Source organism: Nonomuraea sp. PA05, assembly GCF_008086045.1.
GTDB classification, from domain to species: domain Bacteria; phylum Actinomycetota; class Actinomycetes; order Streptosporangiales; family Streptosporangiaceae; genus Nonomuraea; species Nonomuraea monospora.
On sequence record NZ_VSEY01000002.1, the window covers coordinates 417,645 to 438,167 of the forward strand.

Annotated in this window: 19 protein-coding genes; 4 read left to right on the forward strand and 15 right to left on the reverse strand. The window is 71.0% G+C overall.

All coding sequences use genetic code 11. The features are described from left to right. Positions 1–178: 178 nt before the first annotated feature. Positions 179–817 (forward strand): hypothetical protein, encoded by a 639-nt coding sequence (locus FXF51_RS04910; protein ID WP_148433016.1) that lies wholly within the window; start codon positions 179–181, stop codon positions 815–817. 123 nt (positions 818–940) lie between these two features. Here FXF51_RS04910 and whiA read toward each other — a convergent pair whose 3' ends face one another. From whiA to FXF51_RS04945, 7 genes are all read right to left on the reverse strand, one after another. Continuing rightward, on the reverse strand, positions 941–1,921 hold the full coding sequence (gene whiA / locus FXF51_RS04915) for a DNA-binding protein WhiA (protein ID WP_043628190.1): 981 nt from the start codon (positions 1,919–1,921) through the stop codon (positions 941–943). A 71-nt stretch (positions 1,922–1,992) separates the two neighbouring features. Beyond that, positions 1,993–2,907: a uridine diphosphate-N-acetylglucosamine-binding protein YvcK gene (locus tag FXF51_RS04920; protein WP_148433090.1), complete on the reverse strand. Its 915-nt coding sequence runs from the start codon at positions 2,905–2,907 to the stop codon at positions 1,993–1,995. A 71-nt stretch (positions 2,908–2,978) separates the two neighbouring features. Continuing rightward, entirely contained in the window at positions 2,979–3,845 is an 867-nt protein-coding gene (gene rapZ, locus FXF51_RS04925) for an RNase adapter RapZ (protein WP_148433017.1), read from the reverse strand. A 49-nt stretch (positions 3,846–3,894) separates the two neighbouring features. Next, on the reverse strand, positions 3,895–5,799 hold the full coding sequence (gene uvrC / locus FXF51_RS04930) for an excinuclease ABC subunit UvrC (RefSeq protein ID WP_148433018.1): 1,905 nt from the start codon (positions 5,797–5,799) through the stop codon (positions 3,895–3,897). 100 nt (positions 5,800–5,899) lie between these two features. Next, the gene (locus tag FXF51_RS04935; protein WP_148433019.1) at positions 5,900–6,373 is read right to left on the reverse strand and encodes a Rieske (2Fe-2S) protein; all 474 of its coding nucleotides are present in this window, start codon (positions 6,371–6,373) and stop codon (positions 5,900–5,902) included. A 46-nt stretch (positions 6,374–6,419) separates the two neighbouring features. Then, positions 6,420–6,872 carry a Rieske (2Fe-2S) protein gene (locus tag FXF51_RS04940; RefSeq protein WP_148433020.1) on the reverse strand — a complete coding sequence of 151 codons (453 nt, stop codon included), beginning with the start codon at positions 6,870–6,872 and terminating at the stop codon, positions 6,420–6,422. Positions 6,873–6,975: 103 nt separating this feature from the next. Continuing rightward, a complete protein-coding gene (locus FXF51_RS04945) occupies positions 6,976–7,380 on the reverse strand; it encodes a Rieske (2Fe-2S) protein (protein WP_262379295.1) in 405 nt (134 codons plus the stop codon). Between the two features lie 177 nt (positions 7,381–7,557). On the opposite strand from FXF51_RS04945, the gene FXF51_RS04950 reads away from it, so the two are divergent. Further along, on the forward strand, positions 7,558–8,328 hold the full coding sequence (locus tag FXF51_RS04950) for a DUF2306 domain-containing protein (RefSeq protein ID WP_148433021.1): 771 nt from the start codon (positions 7,558–7,560) through the stop codon (positions 8,326–8,328). On the opposite strand, the gene uvrA is transcribed toward FXF51_RS04950, so the two are convergent. Next, positions 8,322–11,162, reverse strand: coding sequence for an excinuclease ABC subunit UvrA (uvrA, locus tag FXF51_RS04955; protein WP_148433022.1), 2,841 nt, complete (start codon positions 11,160–11,162; stop codon positions 8,322–8,324). The genes FXF51_RS04950 and uvrA overlap by 7 nt on opposite strands. A 216-nt stretch (positions 11,163–11,378) precedes the next feature. Between uvrA and FXF51_RS04960 the strand changes: the two genes are divergently transcribed. Together FXF51_RS04960 and FXF51_RS04965 are read left to right on the forward strand one after the other, a co-directional pair. Continuing rightward, complete coding sequence (locus tag FXF51_RS04960; protein WP_148433023.1) at positions 11,379–12,524, forward strand: maleylpyruvate isomerase N-terminal domain-containing protein; 1,146 nt, start codon at positions 11,379–11,381, stop codon at positions 12,522–12,524. After that, positions 12,521–13,177 carry an MBL fold metallo-hydrolase gene (locus FXF51_RS04965; RefSeq protein WP_148433024.1) on the forward strand — a complete coding sequence of 219 codons (657 nt, stop codon included), beginning with the start codon at positions 12,521–12,523 and terminating at the stop codon, positions 13,175–13,177. The genes FXF51_RS04960 and FXF51_RS04965 overlap by 4 nt, the downstream gene beginning before the upstream one ends. Before the next feature lie 502 nt (positions 13,178–13,679). Here the strand turns inward: FXF51_RS04965 and FXF51_RS04970 are convergent. The 7 genes from FXF51_RS04970 to FXF51_RS05000 form a co-directional block, all read right to left on the reverse strand. After that, entirely contained in the window at positions 13,680–13,955 is a 276-nt protein-coding gene (locus tag FXF51_RS04970) for a hypothetical protein (protein ID WP_148433025.1), read from the reverse strand. A 52-nt stretch (positions 13,956–14,007) separates the two neighbouring features. Continuing rightward, a complete protein-coding gene (gene pssA / locus FXF51_RS04975; RefSeq protein WP_148433026.1) occupies positions 14,008–14,841 on the reverse strand; it encodes a CDP-diacylglycerol--serine O-phosphatidyltransferase in 834 nt (277 codons plus the stop codon). Then, entirely contained in the window at positions 14,828–15,439 is a 612-nt protein-coding gene (locus FXF51_RS04980; RefSeq protein WP_148433027.1) for a phosphatidylserine decarboxylase, read from the reverse strand. The genes pssA and FXF51_RS04980 overlap by 14 nt, the downstream gene beginning before the upstream one ends. Before the next feature lie 138 nt (positions 15,440–15,577). Next, positions 15,578–16,561, reverse strand: coding sequence for a TerC family protein (locus tag FXF51_RS04985; protein WP_148433028.1), 984 nt, complete (start codon positions 16,559–16,561; stop codon positions 15,578–15,580). A gap of 193 nt (positions 16,562–16,754) precedes the next feature. Further along, positions 16,755–17,813 carry a glycosyltransferase family 4 protein gene (locus FXF51_RS04990; RefSeq protein WP_148433029.1) on the reverse strand — a complete coding sequence of 353 codons (1,059 nt, stop codon included), beginning with the start codon at positions 17,811–17,813 and terminating at the stop codon, positions 16,755–16,757. A gap of 170 nt (positions 17,814–17,983) precedes the next feature. After that, positions 17,984–19,588: a murein biosynthesis integral membrane protein MurJ gene (gene murJ / locus FXF51_RS04995; RefSeq protein ID WP_148433030.1), complete on the reverse strand. Its 1,605-nt coding sequence runs from the start codon at positions 19,586–19,588 to the stop codon at positions 17,984–17,986. Between the two features lie 70 nt (positions 19,589–19,658). Beyond that, positions 19,659–20,522 carry a hypothetical protein gene (locus tag FXF51_RS05000; RefSeq protein ID WP_148433031.1) on the reverse strand — a complete coding sequence of 288 codons (864 nt, stop codon included), beginning with the start codon at positions 20,520–20,522 and terminating at the stop codon, positions 19,659–19,661. Between the last annotated feature and the right edge of the window lies 1 nt (position 20,523).

Below are 20,523 nucleotides of genomic sequence, written 5' to 3' on the forward strand. Positions count from 1 at the left end.
CGAACTCCTCGAACAGATGGCGGGCTGAAACCTCAACCACGAACCTTATCGGACCCAAATTGGTTTAGACCACTGCAGGTCCCGCGGCGCGAATCACCGTTCTGGCGGCACGTTTTGCGAGGTTCGAGTAAAGTGCCCGACTCGTCGGAGTAAATTCGTGCATTCTCTGGGGGCTGAGATGTCACATAAGCGGTCCGGCCTGCTCTCCGGGCTCCTCACGGGCCTGCTCGCCGCGCTCCTGTGCGCGGCCGGCCTGGGGGCGGCCATCCTGTTCCAGCAGCGCCTTCCCGCCGCCGTCATGACCTTCGGCGGCGGCCTGCCCGTCTCGCTCGCGCTGTCGCTGCTGATCGCCGTCGTGGTGGCGCTCGCGATCGGCGCCGTCCGCCCGAGCAGCCTGACCCTGCTCCCCCTCGCCGCCCTGTACGCGGGCGGCGCGGTGGCGGCCGGCCAGATCACCGGCAAGGCCGTCATGGACGGCGCCGCCCTGCGCACGCCGCAGCGCTCCACCATGGACGTGACCGTGGGGGACGTCACTCTGGAGAACTTCAACGCGGGCCTCGGCGACGCCCTGTCGCTCTACCGGGGCGCCCTGACGCAGACGTGGGCGGCCTGGCTCTGCATCGCCGTGGCGGCCCTGGCCGCCCTCGCCCTGGTCACCCTCCGGGTCACCCGCGTACGCCGCGCACTGCGCGCGGAGCGGGCCGCCGAAGAGGCGGAGCCGGAACCGGAGTACCGGGCCCCGTTCGAGCCCGCCCAGCAGCCCACCCCGAAGCCATCGGCGGACCTGTTCACCCCTCGCGACCCGGCCAGGGACTGACCCACGCCCACGGCCCGCTGTGCGCGCGTGACGGCGCCCCGCCACCTCCACCGCAGGAGCGTCCCCCTGGACAGGGCCCAGCCACGTGCGGTGGGTGGGCCCTGGTCGGCTTGCCGTAAAAGATCAAGGTGCAAGCATGTCGACGGTGAGGTTCGCCTCGGTGTTGGGAATCCCCAGATCGGACGCCCGCTTGTCCGCCATCGCCAGCAACCGCCGGATACGCCCCGCGATGGCGTCCTTGGTCAGCGGCGGGTCGGCGATCTGCCCCAGCTCCTCCAGCGACGCCTGCTTGTGCTCCACCCGCAGCCGCCCCGCAACCACGAGGTGCTCCGGCGCCTCGTCCCCGAGGATCTCCAGCGCCCGCTGCACCCGCGCGCCCGCCGCCACCGCCGCCCGCGCCGAGCGGCGCAGGTTGGCGTCGTCGAAGTTGGCGAGCCGGTTGGCGGTGGCGCGCACCTCGCGGCGCATCCGCCGCTCCTCCCAGGCCAGCACGCTGTCGTGCGCGCCGAGCCGGGTGAGCAGCGCGCTGATCGCGTCGCCGTCGCGCACCACGACCCGGTCCACGCCGCGCACCTCGCGCGCCTTGGCGTGGATCTTCAGCCGCCGTGCCGAGCCCACCAGCGCCAGCGCCGCCTCCGGCCCCGGGCAGGTGACCTCCAGCGACATGGACCGCCCCGGCTCGGTCAGCGAGCCGTGCGCCAGGAACGCGCCGCGCCAGGCCGCCTCTGCGTCGCAGGAGGCCCCCGCCACCACCTGACGGGGCAGGCCGCGCACCGGGCGGCCGTGATTGTCGATCAGGCCCGTCTGCCGGGCCAGCGCCTCACCGTCGCGGTAGACGCGCACCACGTAGCGGGAGCCCTTGCGCAGCCCGGCGGGCGCGAGCACGAGCACCTCCGCCTTGTGGCCGAACACCTCGCCGATGTCCTTGATCAGCCGCCGTGCCGTGGCGTTGGTGTCGAGCTCCGCCTCGATCACGATCCGCCCGCCCACCAGATGGAGGCCGCTGGCGAACCGCAGCAACGTCGAGACCTCCGCCTTCCGGCAGCACGGCTTGAGCACCGGCAGGCGGCTCAGCTCGTCTTTCACCACACCTGTCATCGCCATGCGTTAGTCCTCTCCCCCATTCAGACCGGCTCCTTCGAGTCTCTCGCACCTTCGCGGCACGCCGACCAGGATCAACGCTTCGAGAGGAAAATCTCGTCCAGGACGGAGGCAAGACGTCGTGGGTCATGCCTCGCGGAGCCGTCCGCGGCGGCGACGTCGGCCATCACCAGCCGTGCGCCGAGCGCCGCGGCGGCCTTGTCCAGCGCGTCGGGATCGTCCACGACCCCGGTGTCGGCGAGCACGACGTCGATCGACAGATCAGGTGCGTGCTGCCGGAGCACCTCCAGGTGCTGCTGGGGGGAGAAGTCGTCGGTCTCGCCCGGCTGCGGGGCGAGGTTGAGCGTGACGAGCCGCTTGGCCCTGGTCGCGTGCAGCGCCCTGGCCAGTTCGGGCACCTTCAGGTGCGGCAGCACGCTGGTGAACCACGACCCGGGCCCGAACACGACCCAGTCGGCCTCCAGCACCGCCGCGACCGCCTCCGGGCGCGCCGGAGGGTCCTCGGGCACGAGCGAGATGGCCTGCACCCGCCCGGGGGTCAGGGCGCACGCCACCTGCCCGCGCACGGTCGAGATGACGCCGTCGAGCTCCACCTCGGCCACGATGTCGAGCGGCACCGAGGCCATCGGCAGCACGCGGCCGTGCGCGCCCAGCAGCCGGCCGACCCAGTCGAGCCCGGCCACCGGGTCGCCGAGCAGCTCCCACAGGGCGACGATGAGCAGGTTGCCGACGGCGTGGCCGTGCAACTCGCCCTCGCTGCGGAAACGGTGCTGGACGACCTCGCTCCAGGTGCTGCCCCACTCGTCGTCGCCGCACAGCGCGGCCAGCGCCATGCGCAGGTCGCCGGGCGGCAGCACGCCCAGCTCGCGGCGCAGCCGCCCGCTGGAGCCGCCGTCGTCGGCGACGGTGACCACGGCGGTCAACCGGTCGGTGACCATCCGTAATGCCGACAGGGACGCGTACAGCCCGTGCCCGCCGCCCAGCGACACGACGGACGGCCCGAACCCGGCGTACCTCGTCTCGCCGGCTACCGGTGCGACGGCCTCGAAACCCTCATCGGTCACTCCCGCCCCACATCCCGGTGGCTCACCTGGACCTCCATGCCGCGGTCACGCAGCCGGGCGGCCACCTGCTCGGCCATGGCCACGCTGCGGTGCTTGCCGCCCGTGCAGCCGACCGCCAGCGTCGCGTAGCTCTTGCCCTCGCGCGTGTATCCGGCGGCGACGACCTCCAGGACCTCCTCGTAGGCGTCGAGGAACTCCTTGGCGCCCGGCTGGCCGAGCACGTAGTCGCTGACCGAGGGGTCGAGCCCGTTCATCGGCCGCAGCTCGGGCACCCAGTGCGGGTTGGGCAGGAACCGGCAGTCGACCACCAGGTCGGCGTCGACCGGCAGGCCGTACTTGAAGCCGAAGGACACGACGTTGAGCCGCAGCCCCGGCCGGTCCTCCCCGCCGAAGTAGGCGACGATCTTGTTGCGCAGGTCGTGCACGTTGTGCGCGGAGGTGTCGATGACCAGGTCGGCGTTGGCCCGCACCTCGCGCAGGATGCCCCGCTCGCGGGTGATGCCGTCGACCAGCCGCCCCTCGCCCTGCAAGGGGTGCGGCCTGCGCACGTTCTCGAACCTGCGCACCAGCTCCTCGTCGCTGGCCTCCAGGAACACGACGCGCACCCGCACGCCGCGCCCCTCCAGCTCCTCGATGGCCGCGTTCAGGTCGGTGGTGAAGGCGAGGCTGCGCACGTCGACCACGGCCGCGACCTTGTCGGCGGCCAGCTTGACCTTGCCGGCCTCCTCCGCCATCGCGAACAGCAGACCCGGCGGCAGGTTGTCGATGACGAACCAGCCCAGGTCCTCAAGGGCCTTGGCCGCGGTGCTGCGCCCCGCCCCGGACATGCCGGTGACGATGACGAACGCGGGCTCGGTGCTCATCGCCCCACCTCGTGACCGGTGCGGACGGCACCCTGGCATCCTGGCGAGATCAAGGTGACTCTCCCTTCAGCGTCGACACGATGACCTCGGCGATGGACGGGCCGATGCCGGGAACCTCGCAGATTTCGGCGGCAGTGGCCTCGCGTAGCTTCTTCACGGAGCCGAAGTGTTTGAGCAGCGCCTGCCTGCGCGCCGGCCCGAGGCCGGGCACGCCGTCGAGCGCGCTCTCCTTCACCGTCTTGGACCTCTTGGAACGATGGTAGGTGATGGCGAACCTGTGTGCTTCGTCCCTGACCCGTTGCAGGAGGTAGAGACCCTCACTTGAACGAGGCATGATCACCGGCTGGTCGTCGCCGGGCAGCCACACCTCCTCCAGCCGTTTGGCCAGCCCGCACACCGCCACGTCGTCGATGCCGAGCTCGTCGAGCGCCCGCTGCGCCGCGGCCGCCTGCGGGCCCGCGCCGTCGACCACCAGCAGGTTGGGCGGGTAGGCGAACTTGCGCGGCCGGCCCGTCTCGGGGTCGATCGGCCCGTGGCCGTCGTCGTCGTCGGCGGCCAGCTCACCCGTGGCCGAGCGTTCCTCCAGGTAGCGGCGGAACCGGCGCATGATCACCTCGTGGATCGAGGCGACGTCGCCCTCCTTCGTCTTGACGGCGAAGCGGCGGTACTCGCCCTTGCGCGCCAGGCCGTCCTCGAAGACCACCATGGAGGCCACCACGTTCTCGCCCTGCAAGTGGGAGACGTCGTAACACTCGATGCGCAGCGGCGCCTGGTCGAGGTCGAGAGCGTCGGCGATCTCCTGCAGCGCCTTGCTGCGGGTGGTCAGGTCGCTGGCGCGGCGCACCTTGTGCTGGGCCAGCGACTCCTTGGCGTTGCGCTCGACGGTCTCCATCAGCGAGCGTTTGTCGCCGCGCTGCGGCACCCGCACCTCGACCCTGGCCCTGCGCTGCTCCGTCAGCAGCTCGGCGACCGCCTCGCTGTCGGGCGGCAGCGCCGGCACCAGCACCTCGCGTGGCATGGAGTCGGGGCTGGCCTCGGCGTACATCTGCAGCAGGAACTGCTCGACCAGCTCGCCCGGTGAGGTCTCCTCGACCTTGTCGACCACCCAGCCGCGCTGGCCGCGGATGCGGCCGCCGCGCACGTAGAAGACCTGGACGGCGGCTTCGAGCGGATCCTCCGCCAGCGCGATCACGTCGGCGTCGGTGCCCTCGCCGAGCACCACCGCCTGCTTTTCCAGCGCCCGCTGCAGCGCCTGCACGTCGTCGCGCAGCCGCGCCGCCCGCTCGTACTCCTGCTCGGCGGCGGCCTCGCGCATCTCCTTCTCCAGCCGCTTGATGAAGCGGCCGGTGTTGCCCGCCATGAAGTCGCAGAAGTCCTCGGCCAGGTCGCGGTGCTCCTGCGGGGTCACCCGGCCGACGCACGGCGCCGAGCACTTGTCGATGTAGCCGAGCAGGCACGGCCGGCCGATCTGCCCGGCCCGCTTGAACACGCCGCTGCTGCACGTGCGCACCGGGAAGACCCGCAGCAGCAGGTCAACCGTCTCGCGGATGGCCCAGGCGTGGGAGTAGGGCCCGAAGTAGCGGGTGCCCTTGCGCTTGGCGCCGCGCATCACCTGCACGCGCGGGAAGTCCTCGCCCATGGTGACCGCGAGATAGGGGTAGGACTTGTCGTCGCGGTACTTGACGTTGAAGCGGGGGTCGAACTCCTTGATCCAGGAGTATTCGAGCTGCAGCGCCTCGACCTCGGTGCCGACGACCGTCCAGTCGACGTCCGCGGCCGTGGTCAGCATCGTCTGGGTGCGGGGATGCAGGGCGGAGAAGTCGGCGAAGTAGGAGTTGAGCCGCTGGCGCAGGCTCTTGGCCTTGCCGACGTAGATCACCCGGCCGTGCGCGTCCCTGAACCGATAGACCCCGGGGGATTCGGGGATGGAGCCCGGCCTGGGCCGGAAACTCAAGGTGCTACCCGCTGATCTCGCCACATTGTCAGCCTAGTAGCCCGCACCGACAAGGTTGCCCGCCGTACTCTTCGCGAACGGTACGGCGGGCACACCTCGCCTAGGCCAGCATGATCTCGTCGTTCTCCACCTTGATCTGCTGGGCGGCCAGCGGCTTCTCGGCGGGGCCGCCGGTGACCGCGCCATCGGCGATCGCGAACGTGCTGTTGTGGCACGGGCACACGATCGCGCCGTTCTCCACGCTGGTGACCGGGCAGCCCTTGTGCGTGCACAGCGCGCTGAAGGCCTTGAACTCCCCGGCCGTCGGCTGCGTCACCACGACCTTCTGGTCCTTGAAGACCGTCCCTCCGCCGACCGGGATGTCGGCGGTCTTGGCCAGCGCGCCACCGGCCTGCGGCGCGCTGGACTGCGGCGCGCTGGACTGCGGCGCACTTGATTCCGTGCTTGATTGCGTGGCGGTTCCCGCCGTCGTGGCGGTGTCGGTACCGCCGCTGCACGCGGTGATCGCAAGCGCCAGGCCACCCGCTCCGACGCTTGCGAACACCGCCCTGCGGCTCTGAAGGTCATCTGCCATGCAGCTCACCCAAGCGAACCAAGGTGAGAAATTCATGAGACCTTTCTCAGGCCAGTCTGATCTTCTCCCCGTCCACCTTGATCTGCTTCTCCTCCAGGGGCTCGCTGGCGGGCCCGTTCGCCACGGAACCGTCCGTGATGCTGAACGCGCTGCCGTGGCAGGGGCAGTTGATCGTGTCGGCGACCTCGTCGACCGTGCAGCCCTGATGGGTGCAGACCGCGCTGAACGCCTTGAACTCCCCCGCCGTGGGCTGCGTCACCACGATCTTCTGGTTCTTGAAGACCTTCCCGCCGCCCTCGGGGATGTCGCTGGTGTTCGCCAGCGCCTTCGCCTTGGACTCGCTCTTCTTCTTGGGCGCCTCGGACGACGCCTCCTCCGCGGGCGGCTCGACCTCCGCTCCCGTCGTCGGCGAGCCGTAGCTGGCACAGCCCGTCAGAACCGCCGCGAGCCCAGCGCCGCTTGCGCCGAGCATCACCGTCCGGCGCGTCGTCTCCGTCATGGTGCGTCCTCCCAGATTGGCTCTCTCTTCAGGTACGGCCAGCGCCCTCGCGCTGGTTCAGCGTGCCCGAGGCCAATCCCGGCAACTACGCACAATTACCTGTTCAGGCCACCACGATCCCGTCGCCCTCCACCTTGACCAGGAACGACGCCAGCGGCGCCGTCGCCGGGCCCTTGGTGGCCTTGCCGCTGTCGGCGGCGAACTCGCTGCCGTGACAGGCGCACCTGATCACGTTGTCCTTCGGCGTGGACACCTGGCAGCCCTTGTGCGTGCACGACGAGCTGAACGCCTTGAAGACGCCCTGCGTGGGCTGCGTCACCACGACCTTCAGGTCCTCGATCAGCTTGCCGCCGCCCACGGGCACCTCCGCCGTCTTTGCCAGCACCTTGCCCTTCAGGTTCGGCTTCGCCTGCGCGCCGCCGGCTCCGCACGCCGTCAGCGCCAGCCCGCATGCGGCGACACCCGCCGTGCCCAGCATCTCCCGACGTCCCAGCCCGGTTTCCGACATGGCTCCGCCCCCGATCGTGTGATCCGTACAGGCCCGCACCTCGTGTCGCCTTTTGCCCCCCGTAGGTGCGGGCGTTACCAGGGTATTGACGCAGGCCCCCGGTCCGGTCAGCGGGTGGCAGGCCGGTCGTCAGCGCGTGGCAGGCCCGTCGTCAGCCGCGGGCCGCAGGCTGCCCGCATGACTCTTCCAACCGAACGCCCGCCCGCTCGTCCCCGCTTGTGGCGGCGGCCGTGGGTGGCGCCGCTGATGGTGGTGGCGGTCGCGTTCCTGGCGTTCTCGCTGCCGCCGTACCTGTCGTTCGACCCCGGCCGGTCACGGGTGCCCGACCCCGGCTTCTTCCCGCCGCACTTCGTGATGCTGTCCATGCACGTGCTGTTCGGCTCGATCGCCATGATCACGTGCTGCCTGCAGATCTGGCCGTGGTTACGCGCGCGCCATCCCCGCGCGCACCGGCTCATCGGCCGCGTGTACGTGTTCGGCGGCTGCCTGCCCAGCGGGCTGCTGGGGCTCGTGGTCGGGCTGGCGACGCCGTACGGGCCGGTCACCAGGGTCAGCGACGTCATGCTGGCGCTGCTCTGGCTGGGGTGCACGCTGGCGGGGTGGCGGATGGCCAGGCAGCGGCGGTTCGTCGATCACCGCCGGTGGATGGTGCGCAGCTTCGCGCTCACCATGTCCATCATCACCAACCGGCTGTGGACGGCGCTGATCGTGATCATGCTGGAGCCACAGCTCGAAACCACCTTCCACGGTGACGTGGCGCTGTTCGTCAGCACGGTGGCCGCGCTGGCCGCCTGGCTCGGCTGGACATTGCCGCTGCTGGTGGCCGAGTGGTGGCTGGAGCGCGGCGACGCCGCCCGCCGCCGCACCCGGCTCACCCCTGCCGGACGCGGCGCCGTCCGCACGCCCGCCCCTCCCCCTCGGGACGGGCGGGCTCCGGCCGCTCAGTGAGCGAGGATCTTGCGCAGGAAGCGGCCCGTGTGGCTCTCGTCCACCAGCGCCACCTCCTCCGGAGTCCCGCTGGCCACCAGCGTGCCGCCGCGGGACCCGCCCTCGGGCCCCATGTCGATGATCCAGTCGGCGGTCTTGATCACGTCGAGGTTGTGCTCGATGACGATGACCGTGTTCCCGCCGTCCACCAGCCGCCCGAGCACCCCGAGCAGCCGCCGGATGTCCTCGAAGTGCAGGCCGGTGGTCGGCTCGTCGAGAACGTAGATGGTCCGGCCGGTCTGCCGCCGCTGCAGCTCGGAGGCGAGCTTGACGCGCTGCGCCTCGCCACCCGACAGCGTGGTGGCCGGCTGGCCGAGCCGCACGTACCCGAGGCCGACGTCGTTGAGCGTCTGCAGGTGCCGCTTGATCGCGGGGATCGCCTCGAAGAAGCCCAGGGCCTCCTCGATCGGCATGTCGAGCACCTCGGCGATCGTCTTGCCCTTGTAGTGGACCTCCAGCGTCTCCCGGTTGTAGCGGGCGCCGTGGCAGACCTCACAGGGGACGTAGACGTCCGGCAGGAAGTTCATCTCGATCTTGATGGTGCCGTCGCCCGCGCACGCCTCGCAGCGTCCGCCCTTGACGTTGAAGCTGAAGCGCCCCGGCTGGTAGCCGCGCACCTTCGCCTCCGCCGTGGCGGCGAACAGCTTGCGCACGTGGTCGAAGACCCCGGTGTAGGTGGCCGGGTTGGAGCGCGGCGTGCGCCCGATCGGCGACTGGTCCACGTGGACCACCTTGTCGACCTGGTCCATGCCGTTGATCCGCGAGTGCCGCCCGGGCACCGTGCGGGCGCCGTTGAGCTCCTTGGCCAGCGCGTTGTACAGGATGTCGTTGACCAGCGTCGACTTGCCCGACCCCGACACCCCGGTGACGGCCGTGAACACGCCGAGCGGGAACTCGATGTCGACGCCCTTGAGGTTGTGCTCGCGCGCGCCCTTGACGGTGATCTGCCGCTTCTTGTCGCGCTTGCGGCGCTTGGCGGGGATCGCGATGCTCCTGCGTCCCGACAGGTACGCCCCCGTCATCGACTCCTCGCTGGCGAGGAGGTCCTGGACGGTGCCGGAGACCACGACCTGGCCGCCGTGCTCGCCCGCGCCTGGGCCGATGTCGACGACCCAGTCGGCCGCCGCGATCGTGTCCTCGTCGTGCTCGACGACGATCAGCGTGTTGCCCATGTCGCGCAGCCTGATCAGCGTGTCGAGCAGCCGCATGTTGTCGCGCTGGTGCAGGCCGATGGACGGCTCGTCCAGCACGTACAGGACGCCGACCAGGCCGGAGCCGATCTGCGTGGCCAGCCGGATGCGCTGCGCCTCGCCGCCCGCCAGGGTGGCGGCGGCGCGGTCCATGGTCAGGTAGTCGAGGCCGACGTCGAGCAGGAAGCCCATGCGGGCGTTGATCTCCTTGACCACCCGCTCGGCGATCTGCATGTCGCGGTCGGACAGCTTGAGCGTGGCCAGGAACTTGGCGCACTCGCCGATCGACATGGACGACACGTCGGCGATCGACCTGCCCGACACGGTCACCGCGAGGCTGACCGGCTTGAGCCTGGCCCCCTTGCAGGCCGGGCACGGGATCTCCCGCATGTAGCCCTCGAAGCGCTCACGCGCCGCGTCGCTCTCGGCCTCGGCGTGCCGGCGCTGCACCCACGGGATGACGCCGTCGTAGGTGGTGTAGTAGGAGCGCTGGCGGCCGTAGCGGTTGCTGTAGCGGACGTGCACCTGCTCGTCGTGGCCGTACAGCAGCGACTTCTGCGCTTTCTTCGGCAGCCGGTCCCACGGCGTCTCCAGCGTGAAGCCCATCGCGTGGCCCAGCGCCTCGATCAGCCTGGCGAAGTACTCGCTGGTGTGGCCGCCCGACCACGGGTGCAGCGCGCCGTCGCCCAGCTCACGCTCGGGGTCGGGCACCACCAGGTCGGGGTCCACCTCCATCTTGGTGCCCAGGCCGGTGCACTCGGGGCAGGCGCCGAACGGCGAGTTGAAGGAGAACGAGCGCGGCTCCATCTCCTCGAACGACAGGTCGTCGTAGGGGCAGTAGAGGTGCTCGGAGTAGAAGCGCTCGCGGCCCGGGTCGCCCTCCGGCAGGTCGACGAACTCCAGCGTGATCGTGCCGCCCGAGAGCTGCAGCGCGGTCTCGACCGAGTCGGTGAGCCTGCGCACCGCCGTGTCCTTGACCGACAGGCGGTCGACGATGACCTCGATGTCGTGCTTCTCGTACTTCTTCAGCGTCGGCGGCTCCTCCAGCCGCACCACGGTGCCGTCGACCCTGGCCCTGGCGAAGCCCTTGGTCTGCAGCTCGCGGAACAGCTCCAGGTACTCGCCCTTGCGCTGCCTGATGACCGGCGCCAGCACCTGGAAGCGGGTGCCCTCCTCCAGCTCCATCACCCGGTCGACGATCTGCTGCGGCGTCTGGCGGGCGATCGGCCGCTCGCACACCGGGCAGTGCGGCTTTCCGATGCGCGCCCACAGCAGCCGCAGGTAGTCGTAGACCTCGGTGATCGTGCCGACGGTCGAGCGGGGGTTCTTGCTGGTGGCCTTCTGGTCGATCGAGACGGCCGGCGACAGGCCCTCGATGAAGTCGACGTCGGGCTTGTCCATCTGCCCGAGGAATTGGCGGGCGTACGCCGACAGGGACTCGACGTAGCGCCGCTGGCCCTCAGCGAAGATCGTGTCGAAGGCCAGGCTCGACTTGCCCGAGCCGGACAGGCCGGTGAAGACGATCAGCGAGTCTCGCGGCAGGTCGAGCGAGACGTCCTTGAGGTTGTGTTCTCGTGCACCACGCACGATGAGGCGGTCTGCCACGGCGATCCCGGAAGTCGAAAGGCGGATAGGTCCACGGGGGATGGTAGACGGCGGCTCCGACAATTTCGGTGGCCCGCTTCGCGGCCCCCGAAAATCCGTCCCTCACAGGTTACGGCCAACTCCCCCACAGGACGGAGCCCTTCAACATTCAACCTCCTGACCTGCGGTTTTATGCCCGCCCTGCCACAGTCACCCTAGATGACAAAATCCGTGAACATGACCGTCCTACCTGCGCTGCAGGCCGAGCTCGCCGCCGCGACGAACCAGCTGCTGGCCACGGCCGCGTCGCTCTCCGACGCCGACGTCGCCGCCCCCTCCCTCCTGCCCGGCTGGACCAGGGGACACGTCCTCACCCACCTCGCCAGGAACGCCGACTCCTACGTCAACCTCCTGACCTGGGCCAAGACCGGCGTCCGCACGCCCCAATACGCCTCCCGCGAGGCCAGGGCCGCCGAGATCGAAGCCACCGCCCGCCGCCCTGCGGCCCGCCTGCTGGCCGACGTCGAGGACGGCGCCGCCCGCTTCGCCGCCGCCGTCCGCGACCTGCCCGAGCACGCCTGGCGCGCGCCGGTGCAGGGCATGCGCCCTCCTCCCCATCCCGCCTGGTACGTGCTCGTCCGCCGCCTGCGCGAGGTCGGCTTCCACCACGTGGACCTGGGCGCCGGGTTCGGCCCCGGGAACTGGCCTGCCTCGTTCGTGCGCAGGGAACTGCACGACTGCCTGCGCACCTGGCCGCCGGACCACGGCACGATCGGCGAGATCGTGATCCTGGACCGCGCCCCGGGCGGCACCGGAACGGGCGGGATACCGCCCGGCGGCGCGGCGACTCACGGCGAGAGGCCGGGAGCGCCATCGCCCACCGGCACGACAGGCGGCGCGGCACCACCCTCCAGCGCGGCAGGCCGGGCATCGGGCGCGGCATCACCTGCCGGCGCGGCAGGCGGCAGGCCACCAGGCGCGGCACCACCCTCCAGCGCTGCAGGCGTAGGGGCACCGGACGCGGCACCGCCCGCCGGCCCCGCAAGCGGCAGGGCACCGGACGCGGCACCACCCACCGGCGCGCTGGGCGGCGAGGCCCCCGGCGCGGCAGGCGGCAGGGCACCAGGCGTCGCGTCATCAGCCGGCGCCGGGACGGCCGAAGTGTGGCCCGGCCTCGGTCACGGACCTGCCGTCACGGGCACGCCACGAGACCTGCTTGCCTGGCTCACCGGCAGGTCCGGGGGTCAGGGCGTTAGTCTGTTGCCCGCGGGGCAGTCGCATGTGCCAGGTCCCGGGGGCGTCGATCTTCCAGAGCCGCCACCGTGGCTGTCGATGACGGCCCCCGCTGATCTACCCGCGACGCCCCCGAAGGACTACCCATGACCTACACAGGTGACGTCCAGGTCGGCGGCCCCGCCGACGTGCGCGAGCTGCCCGCGCTGACGATCTGCAAGCTCGCCGTCGGCCCGTACGACAACAACGCCTATCTCCTGCGCTGCGCCGAGACCGGTGAGAGCCTGCTCATCGACGCCGCCGCCGACTCCGACCGCCTGCTCGCCCTGATGGCCGACCAGCCCGTCTCCACGATCATCACCACCCACCAGCACGGCGACCACTGGCAGGCCTTGGAGCAGATGACCAAGGTGACCGGCGCGCAAGTGGTCGCCCACCCGCTCGACGCGCCCGGCCTGCCCGTTCCCGTGGATCGCACGGTCGAGCACGGCGACACGATCACGGTCGGCGCGGTCAGTCTGGAGGCCATCCATCTGCGGGGGCATACGCCCGGTTCGATCGCGCTGCTGTACGACGGCGGTGAGGCGGGCCATCACCTGTTCACCGGCGACTCGCTGTTCCCTGGCGGCGTCGGCAACACGCAGAAGGACCCCGAGCGTTTCACCCGCCTCTACACCGACGTGGTGGAGCGGATCTTCGACCGGCTGCCCGACGAGACGTGGGTGTATCCGGGCCACGGCAAGGACACGACGCTCGGCGTAGAACGCCCCGCACTGCCGGAGTGGAAGGCCAGGGGCTGGTAACCATCGCGACCGCCCAAGGGCGGGCTGCTCACGCGCCGCCCGCCCACGGGCCACTCCCCCAGGCCCCGCTCCCCCACGCGCGGCCCAGCCCACGCCGCTCCTCCACGCGCCGCCCGACCACGCCGCTTCCCCCACGCGCCGCCCGACCCACGCCGCTTCCCCCACGCGCCGCCCGACCCACAACGCTTTCTTCACGCACGCCGCTTCACACATGCCCAAGCGCGGGCGTGCATGAGGCATGACGCGATTCGGACGCCGGCCGACACATGACGCCACCCAGGCGCGACTGGACAACGCGGACGAGTAAGACGGACCGCAAGGCCGCGCAGCCCGCCAGCCCAGGGTCAGACGGACCGCAAAGCCGGGCGGCCCGCCAACCCAGGGTCAGACGGGCCACTCAGGGCCGGGCGAGCCGCCAGCCCAGGGTCAGACGGCCCACACAGGACCAGACACCGCCGGCTCAGAACCGACCGAGCCTCCAGGTCAAGGCCAGTCCGCGAGCTCAGGGCCGGACCGCCAGCACATGAACGATCCGATCGGCCGCAAGGGCGGGATCATCGGTAAGCCCGACGAGCTCCCCCCAAGACCACCGATAGAACCACCCCTCGGACAACGGCACGCAGTCAACGGTCTCAGCCAGCATGACGGTGTCGGGGTGGCTGACCCGCAACGCGGGCGGGTGCGACCGCAGCAGGGCGGTCAGCCCGCGTTGCTCCAGCTCCGTGGCCAGCTTGCCGAGATGGTACGTGCGCGTGTGCTCGCGCGGCGTGGCCGACATGGCTCCATCAAAGCCGAAGTATGACGAAAAATCCCGTCACTTGCGGATCGGCTTAGCCTTTGTAGTGCCCGATGCGCTCGGCTTCCCTGCGCTGCTCGCGCTTGTAGAACAGCACCCGCAGCGGGATGGCCGCCACGAGCGCGATCTGCATGGTCGCCCCGATCTTGATGGGCAGGTCGCCGCCCGAGGGCCAGGCCACCCAGAACGTGAGAAACGCCACGTTCACCATGATCCAGCCGAGCACGACCGCGGCGAGCTGCCCCTTGGGCTTGGGGTACTCGATGCGGCTGACCATCAGCCACGCCACTCCGAGCACGGCCAGCAGCGACCAGATGCTCGGCTGGAACAGCAGCACGATGGAGATCACGGTCATGGCGCCCATCGGGATGGGCAGGCCCATGAAGTCGCCGCTCTTGGTCTTGACGCAGGCGAACCTGGCCAGGCGCACCACACCGGCGACGAGCACGGCCGCCGCCGCGGCCAGCACCGCCATGAACGGCACCTGCTGCGTGAAACCGCCCCAGATGACGATCATGAACGCGGGCGCGAACCCGAAGCTGATGACGTCGGCGAGGTTGTCGAGCTCGGCGCCCATCGCCGAGGCGCGGAAGCGCCTGGCCACGAGCCCGTCGAACAGGTCGCAGGTCGCGCCGATGAGCAGCAGCACGATGGCGGTCGCGAAGTAGCTGGGCGCGGGCGTGAACCGGCCACCGTCGACCTGGAGCTGCTGGATGGCCGAGTAGGCCAGCACGCACACCGCCAGGAACCCGCAGACGGCGTTGCCGAGCGAGAGCGAGTCCGCGGCGGACAGGCGGAACGCCTTGCCGACCGGACCCCGAGGTTCTTCCTCGTCCGCCTGCCAACTACCGGCGTCAGCCGCGGTCAATTCTGGTCACCCCCGCAACCGTCTTCTGGCCCACGGACACCGCGGGAACGATCCCTTCGGGCAGGTAGATGTCGACCCGCGAACCGAACCGGATGAGCCCGATCCGCTCGGCCTGCTCGACCTTGGCCCCGGCGCTCAGGTACGGCACGATCCGGCGCGCCACCGCGCCCGCGATCTGCACCATCTCGATGTCGCCCAGCGTGGTCTCGAAATGCCACACCACGCGCTCGTTCTGGTCACTGTCCTTGTTGAACGCCGGCAGGAACCCACCTGCCACATGCTGCACGGAGGTGACATTTCCCGCAAGGGGGGCACGGTTGACGTGCACGTTCAGCGGGCTCATGAAGATCGCGACCCGGGTGCGGCCGTCCGGCCACGGGTCGATGCTCTGCACCACGCCGTCGGCGGGCGACAGGACGCGGCCCTCGCCCGGCGTGCGGTCGGGGTCGCGGAAGAACCAGAGCATGCCCCCGGTGAGCGCGTTCAGCGGCACCGCCGCGAACGCCCATCGCCGGTCCCGGCGCGTCAGCAGAGCGGTGGCGGCCGCCGCGGCCGCCGTCGGGAGGAGCCACGGGGAGACCCCGCGCGCGAGCCTCATGCGGCTCGGCTTAGCAGAATCGTCTGACACGTACAACCTTTGGTGGTGACTGGACTGGGCGCTTTGCCGTGATGTTACAGAACCAGCAACTATTACACGGCACAACTACACAAGCAAAGCGCCTCGAAGCCCATTTCGCTAGACCTGCTCCGGATGCGGCTCCTCGCCCTTGCGCGCGTCGATACGGGCCTTGAGCAGGCTCGCCACGGTGACAATGACCATGGTGGCGCCGATGACCGAGAGCGACACCCAGATGGGAATTTCGGGCGCCCAGGAGACATGGCTGGAGTGCAACGCCTCCAATACGAGCTTAACCCCGATGAACCCCAGGATGAACGCCAAACCGTAGCTGATGTACACGAGCCGCTGCAGCAGCCCGCCCAGCAGGAAGTAGAGCTGACGCAGCCCCATCAGGGCGAACGCGTTGGCCGTGAAGACGATGAACGGGTCCTTGGTGAGCCCGAAGATCGCCGGAATCGAGTCGAGCGCGAACAGCAGGTCGGTGCTCCCGATGGCGACCATCACGATGAGCATCGGCGTCACCATGCGCTTGCCGTCGATCTTCACGGTGACCTTGGAGCCGACGTACCCCTCGGTGGTCGGGAAGGCCCTGCGCACCCACCGCAGCACGACGTTCTCGTTGAACTCCTCGTCCTCGCCCTTCAGATGCTGGCGGACGATGTTGATCGCCGTGTAGACGAGGAAGGCGCCGAAGACGTAGAAAAGCCAGCTGAACCGCTCCAGCGCCGCGGCGCCGAGAGCGATGAAGATACCGCGCATCACGAGCGCGAGCAGGATGCCGACGAGCAGCACCTTGTGCTGATACGCCTTGGGCACGGCGAACCGGCTCATGATGATGAAGAAGATGAAGAGATTGTCGACACTCAGGCTGTACTCGGTGATGTAACCAGCGAAGAACTCGCCGGCTCTGTCACCCCCCGAGGTGAACCACAGGAGCACGCCGAACGCCACGGCGAGAGCGACGTAGAAGGTGACCCAGTAGCCGGCCTGCCGCATGGAGAATTCGCGTGCTTCTCCGCGGTCGACGATCCACAAGTCAATGGCAAGGACAACGAGGAGACCGCCGATGACGGCGATCCAGGCCCACAGGGGTTCAGTCACTCAGACCCTCCGGCATGCATGCTTCAGCGCCGGAGGTCTCTCCCGCCCGCCATGATCCGCGGACCGGCAGCCCCGGGGGCCCCGTGGAGTGGGGCTGCACCGTGATGACGAGGCTGTCGCGAAGGGATACTCCCCTCCCTAACCCAGGCAGTATATGAGAACGCGCCGAGCACGCGTAATCATCCTCGGGGGCTTACGCTCGGTACACCCCGAGCACGTTCGTCACGGCGTCGTCGCCGTCGGGCATCTCCCGCCCGCGCCGCCCGGCCGCCTCCGCCAGTGTCCGCGCAGTTCCCAGCTCTTCCAGCAGCTCTCGTACGGCGTCACGGAACCTCCCCGTGTCCCCGTACGGCACCAGAATCCCGGCGTCCCCGAGAATCTCAGGAATTCCGCCGACATCCGACGCCACGGCGGGTGTGCCCGTCATCAGCGCCTCCCTGAGTGTGAGCGGCTGCCCCTCCCACCGGCTCGGCATCAGCAGCGCGACGGCGGCGCCGAGCAGGTCGGGCACGTCGTCCCGGTTGCCCAGCAGCACGACGGGCAGCCCCTCGGCGTCGATCCGGCGCTGCAACTCGCCCTGCAACGGCCCTCCCCCGGCCACCACGAACAGCGGCTCGCGACCCTCCTGCCACGGCCCGGCCGCGACGTCGAGCAGGGTCTCCAGCCCCTTCTGCTGGGCGAGCCTGGCGACGGTGAGCACGATGGGCCGCTCTCCCGCCTTCAGTTCGTCCCTGATCTCCTGAGGCGTGCGCTTCGCCGGTCTCGGCACGGGCGCCGCGATCAGGGCCGCCCGCACGTCCCTGGCTCCGAGCCGCCGCATCCGCTCGCCCAGGTCCGGCGAGACGGTCAGCACGTGCCCGGCCCGCCGCGCGACGATCCGCTCCAGCACCCCGTACACGACCCCGACGAACCCGCCCGTGGTGAGCGCGTTGTGCAGCGTCACCACCGGCCCGCGCCGCCCCAGCGCCGCCAGCGCCCCCGCCCGCAGCCCGTGGGCGTGCACGACGTCGGCGCCCCGGGTCAGCCGCCGGATCGCCAACACCGCCCGCACGTCGTTCACGGGGTCGGGCCGGTCGGATACGGGCACCTCCACGAACCTCGCCCCCGCCTCCCCGAACGAGAACTGCTCGCCGACGCTCCCCGGCCCGATCACCAAAACCTGGTGGCCCAGCTTCACCAGGCCCTCCACGAGCATCAGCACATGCCGCCCGGTGCCGCCGGACGCGGTGCCCAGCACGAAAGCCACCCGCACGCCCCGATCCCTCCTCATCCGCTCGCCACACCCATCACCGAAGCCGCAGCTTCGCACCGCACCCATCACCGAAGCCGCAGCTTCGCACCACATCCACCGCCGAAGCCCGCGTCCATCACCGGAGCCTCAGCCACGGCGGCACATCCCCGGCCGCAACCTTCACCGGCGCCTCACCCGTTTCCGCCCCGCCGCAGCAACCCGGTCACCGCCTCCGCGTCGGCCCGGTCCACCAGAGCCACCACAGCCCCGCCCACGACCAGCGCCACGACCGCCCCCAGCACGGCCGCCCCCACGTTCGCCCACACACCGCTCACCCCGAGCAGCGCCACCACCCCGGCCCCCGCCAGGTACCCCAGCACGCCTCCGCCGACCGCCGCCGCCCCGGCCCTGACCAGCCCGGCCACAGCCGCGGCGCCCCGCGCCCGCACCACGGACCGCAGCAGCAGCCCGCCCCCCACGCTCATCCCCACGCTCATCCCCAGCGCCATCCCGCCGATCTTCCACCCATCGGGCAGCACCAGCACGAACACGATCTGGGCGACGATCACGACCCCCCACCCGGCCACCGTCCCCGCCGCGACCGCCCGCCCCCGCCCGGCCGCGTACAGAACCCGGCTCAGATGCGCGATGAGCCCATAACCCACGAGCCCCGGCGTGAACAGCGCGATGGCCGCCGCCAGTTCCTCCGCCGGAACCTCGCTCTTGTTCGCCAGGAACACCACCGCACCGGGACCGGACGCGGCGGCCAGCACCCCCGCCGCCAGCCCCGACACCAGCACCACGGCCCGGGTCGTGCGCGCCGCCAGCGCCGCGAACTCCTCAGGATCGTCCGCGTGCGCCGACAGCCGGGGGAACGCGCTGGTGGCGATGGGCACGGCCAGCACCGCGTACGGCACCAGGTAGATCGCCCACGCGTAGTTGTAGACGGCGATGGCCCCGTTGCCGATCGCGTGGTTCGACAGCACCAGCACCACGATCATGGCCGCCTGCTGGGCGAGGAGCGCCGCGATGCCCGCCAGCGCGAGCCTGCGCACCTGCCCGGCCACCCCGTCGGGGAACCGTAAGGTGGGCCGCCACCGCAGCCCGAGCCGCGCCACGGGCCCGATCACGGCCAGCACCAGCGACAGCACCCCCAGGCTGGTGCCGACCGACAGTGCCAGCTCGGCGGGCTCCGGCAGGGAGCCGGGGTCGCTCGTCCCGCCGCTGAGCGGCACGAACAGCAGGTACGCGACGATGACCACGATGCTGGACACCAGTGGCGCGACCGCGGGCCCGGTGAACCGCTTGTGCGACTGCAGCACGCCGTAGAGCACCACGGCGACGCCGTACAGGGGGATCTGGGGGGCGAAGACGACGAGCATGCGGGTGGCGACGGCGCTCACATCACCGACGTCGCACCCGGCGACGGCGCCGCCGAAGAACAGCCCGGTGATCGGCGCGGCGAAGACCGCGAGCAGCACGCCGACCGGGACGAGCAGCACGAGCACCCACGTCAGCAGCGCCGAGCCGATCCAGCCCGCCCGCTCGCGCGAGCCCCGGCCGGCCGCGCCGGCCAGCATCGGCACGACCATCCCCGCCAGCGCACCCCCCGCCACCACCTCGAAGATGATGTTGGGGATCTGGTTGGCCGTCATGTAGGCCGTGGACAGGCAGTTGGTGCCGACGGTGCCGGCGAAGGCGTACTGCTTGGCGAAGCCGATGACGCGCGCCAGCACGGTGATCGCCCCGATGAGCATCGCACCGCCCGCGACGCCCCGCGCCGTCACCGCACCCACCCGGCCTCCCTCAGCCATCCACGTTACGCAGACATCCTGGCAGGCCGGGCCGACAATCGCGGAACGCGGGTCACACGGGGTCGACCGGGCGGCGGCCGAGCATGTCGATGCCGTTGAGCACCCGGTTGCCGGCGATGACCTTGGTGAAGCTGACCTTCTCCGCCGCCGCCGTCAGCGCCACGACCGTGCCCAGGAGCACGTACCGGCCGGGCCTGTTCAGCCCGGTGACGGCGGCCAGGCCGAGCAGGGCGCCGAGGGCGTTGGCGCCGGCGTCGCCGAGCATCGCGCGCTCGCCCAGGTCGTCGGGCAGCAGCGCGGCGGCGGCGCCCAGCGGGGCGGCGACCAGCGCGGCGGTGGCGGGCTTGCCGCGCAGCAGCGCAGCGGCCAGCAGCGGCCCGCCGGTCAGCAGGGCGACCTTGATGGCGCGGCCGGGGCGCAGGTCGAAGAGGTTGGCGAGGTTGGCGGTGGCGGCGATGGTGGCGCCGTTGGCCAGCGTGTCGGCGGGGCCGTCGGAGACGAGGGCGGCGGCTGCCAGGCCGCTGGCGCCGATGCCGAGGATCTTGACGGCGCCGCTGGTGACCTCGCCGCGGGCCAGCGCGCTGAGGTGCCCCTTGAAGCCCTTGGACGAGGTGGTGCCGTACAGGTCGTCGTAGGCCCCGACGGCGCCGCTGCCGGCGACCGCGAGCAGCGCGGCCGCGCGGACCTTGGGCGGCAGGCCGGGCGTGAGCGCGGCCGCGGCGCCCGCTCCGGCCGCGAACGCGGGGCCTTCGAGCAGGGTGATGGGCTCGCCGCGGTGGTTCTTCCTGGTCCAGCGGCCGCTCAGGTCGGCGGGCCGGTCGCGGGTGAACGCCGCGTAGGCGGCGCGGGCGGCCACGGCGCCGATCGCGGCTCCGGCGATGGCGTACAGCAGGCCACGGGCCCGGCTGGCAGGCATG

Coding starts and splice junctions, on each gene's coding strand:
- FXF51_RS04980 (WP_148433027.1), bottom strand. CDS start 15,439: ATGAGGCTCGCGCGCGGGGTCTCCCCGTGGCTCCTCCCGACGGCGGCC.
- FXF51_RS04960 (WP_148433023.1), top strand. CDS start 11,379: ATGACCGTCCTACCTGCGCTGCAGGCCGAGCTCGCCGCCGCGACGAAC.
- FXF51_RS04970 (WP_148433025.1), bottom strand. CDS start 13,955: ATGTCGGCCACGCCGCGCGAGCACACGCGCACGTACCATCTCGGCAAG.
- FXF51_RS04910 (WP_148433016.1), top strand. CDS start 179: ATGTCACATAAGCGGTCCGGCCTGCTCTCCGGGCTCCTCACGGGCCTG.
- FXF51_RS04935 (WP_148433019.1), bottom strand. CDS start 6,373: ATGGCAGATGACCTTCAGAGCCGCAGGGCGGTGTTCGCAAGCGTCGGA.
- FXF51_RS04945 (WP_262379295.1), bottom strand. CDS start 7,380: ATGTCGGAAACCGGGCTGGGACGTCGGGAGATGCTGGGCACGGCGGGT.
- FXF51_RS04940 (WP_148433020.1), bottom strand. CDS start 6,872: ATGACGGAGACGACGCGCCGGACGGTGATGCTCGGCGCAAGCGGCGCT.
- FXF51_RS05000 (WP_148433031.1), bottom strand. CDS start 20,522: ATGCCTGCCAGCCGGGCCCGTGGCCTGCTGTACGCCATCGCCGGAGCC.
- FXF51_RS04965 (WP_148433024.1), top strand. CDS start 12,521: ATGACCTACACAGGTGACGTCCAGGTCGGCGGCCCCGCCGACGTGCGC.
- rapZ (WP_148433017.1), bottom strand. CDS start 3,845: ATGAGCACCGAGCCCGCGTTCGTCATCGTCACCGGCATGTCCGGGGCG.
- FXF51_RS04950 (WP_148433021.1), top strand. CDS start 7,558: ATGACTCTTCCAACCGAACGCCCGCCCGCTCGTCCCCGCTTGTGGCGG.
- whiA (WP_043628190.1), bottom strand. CDS start 1,921: ATGGCGATGACAGGTGTGGTGAAAGACGAGCTGAGCCGCCTGCCGGTG.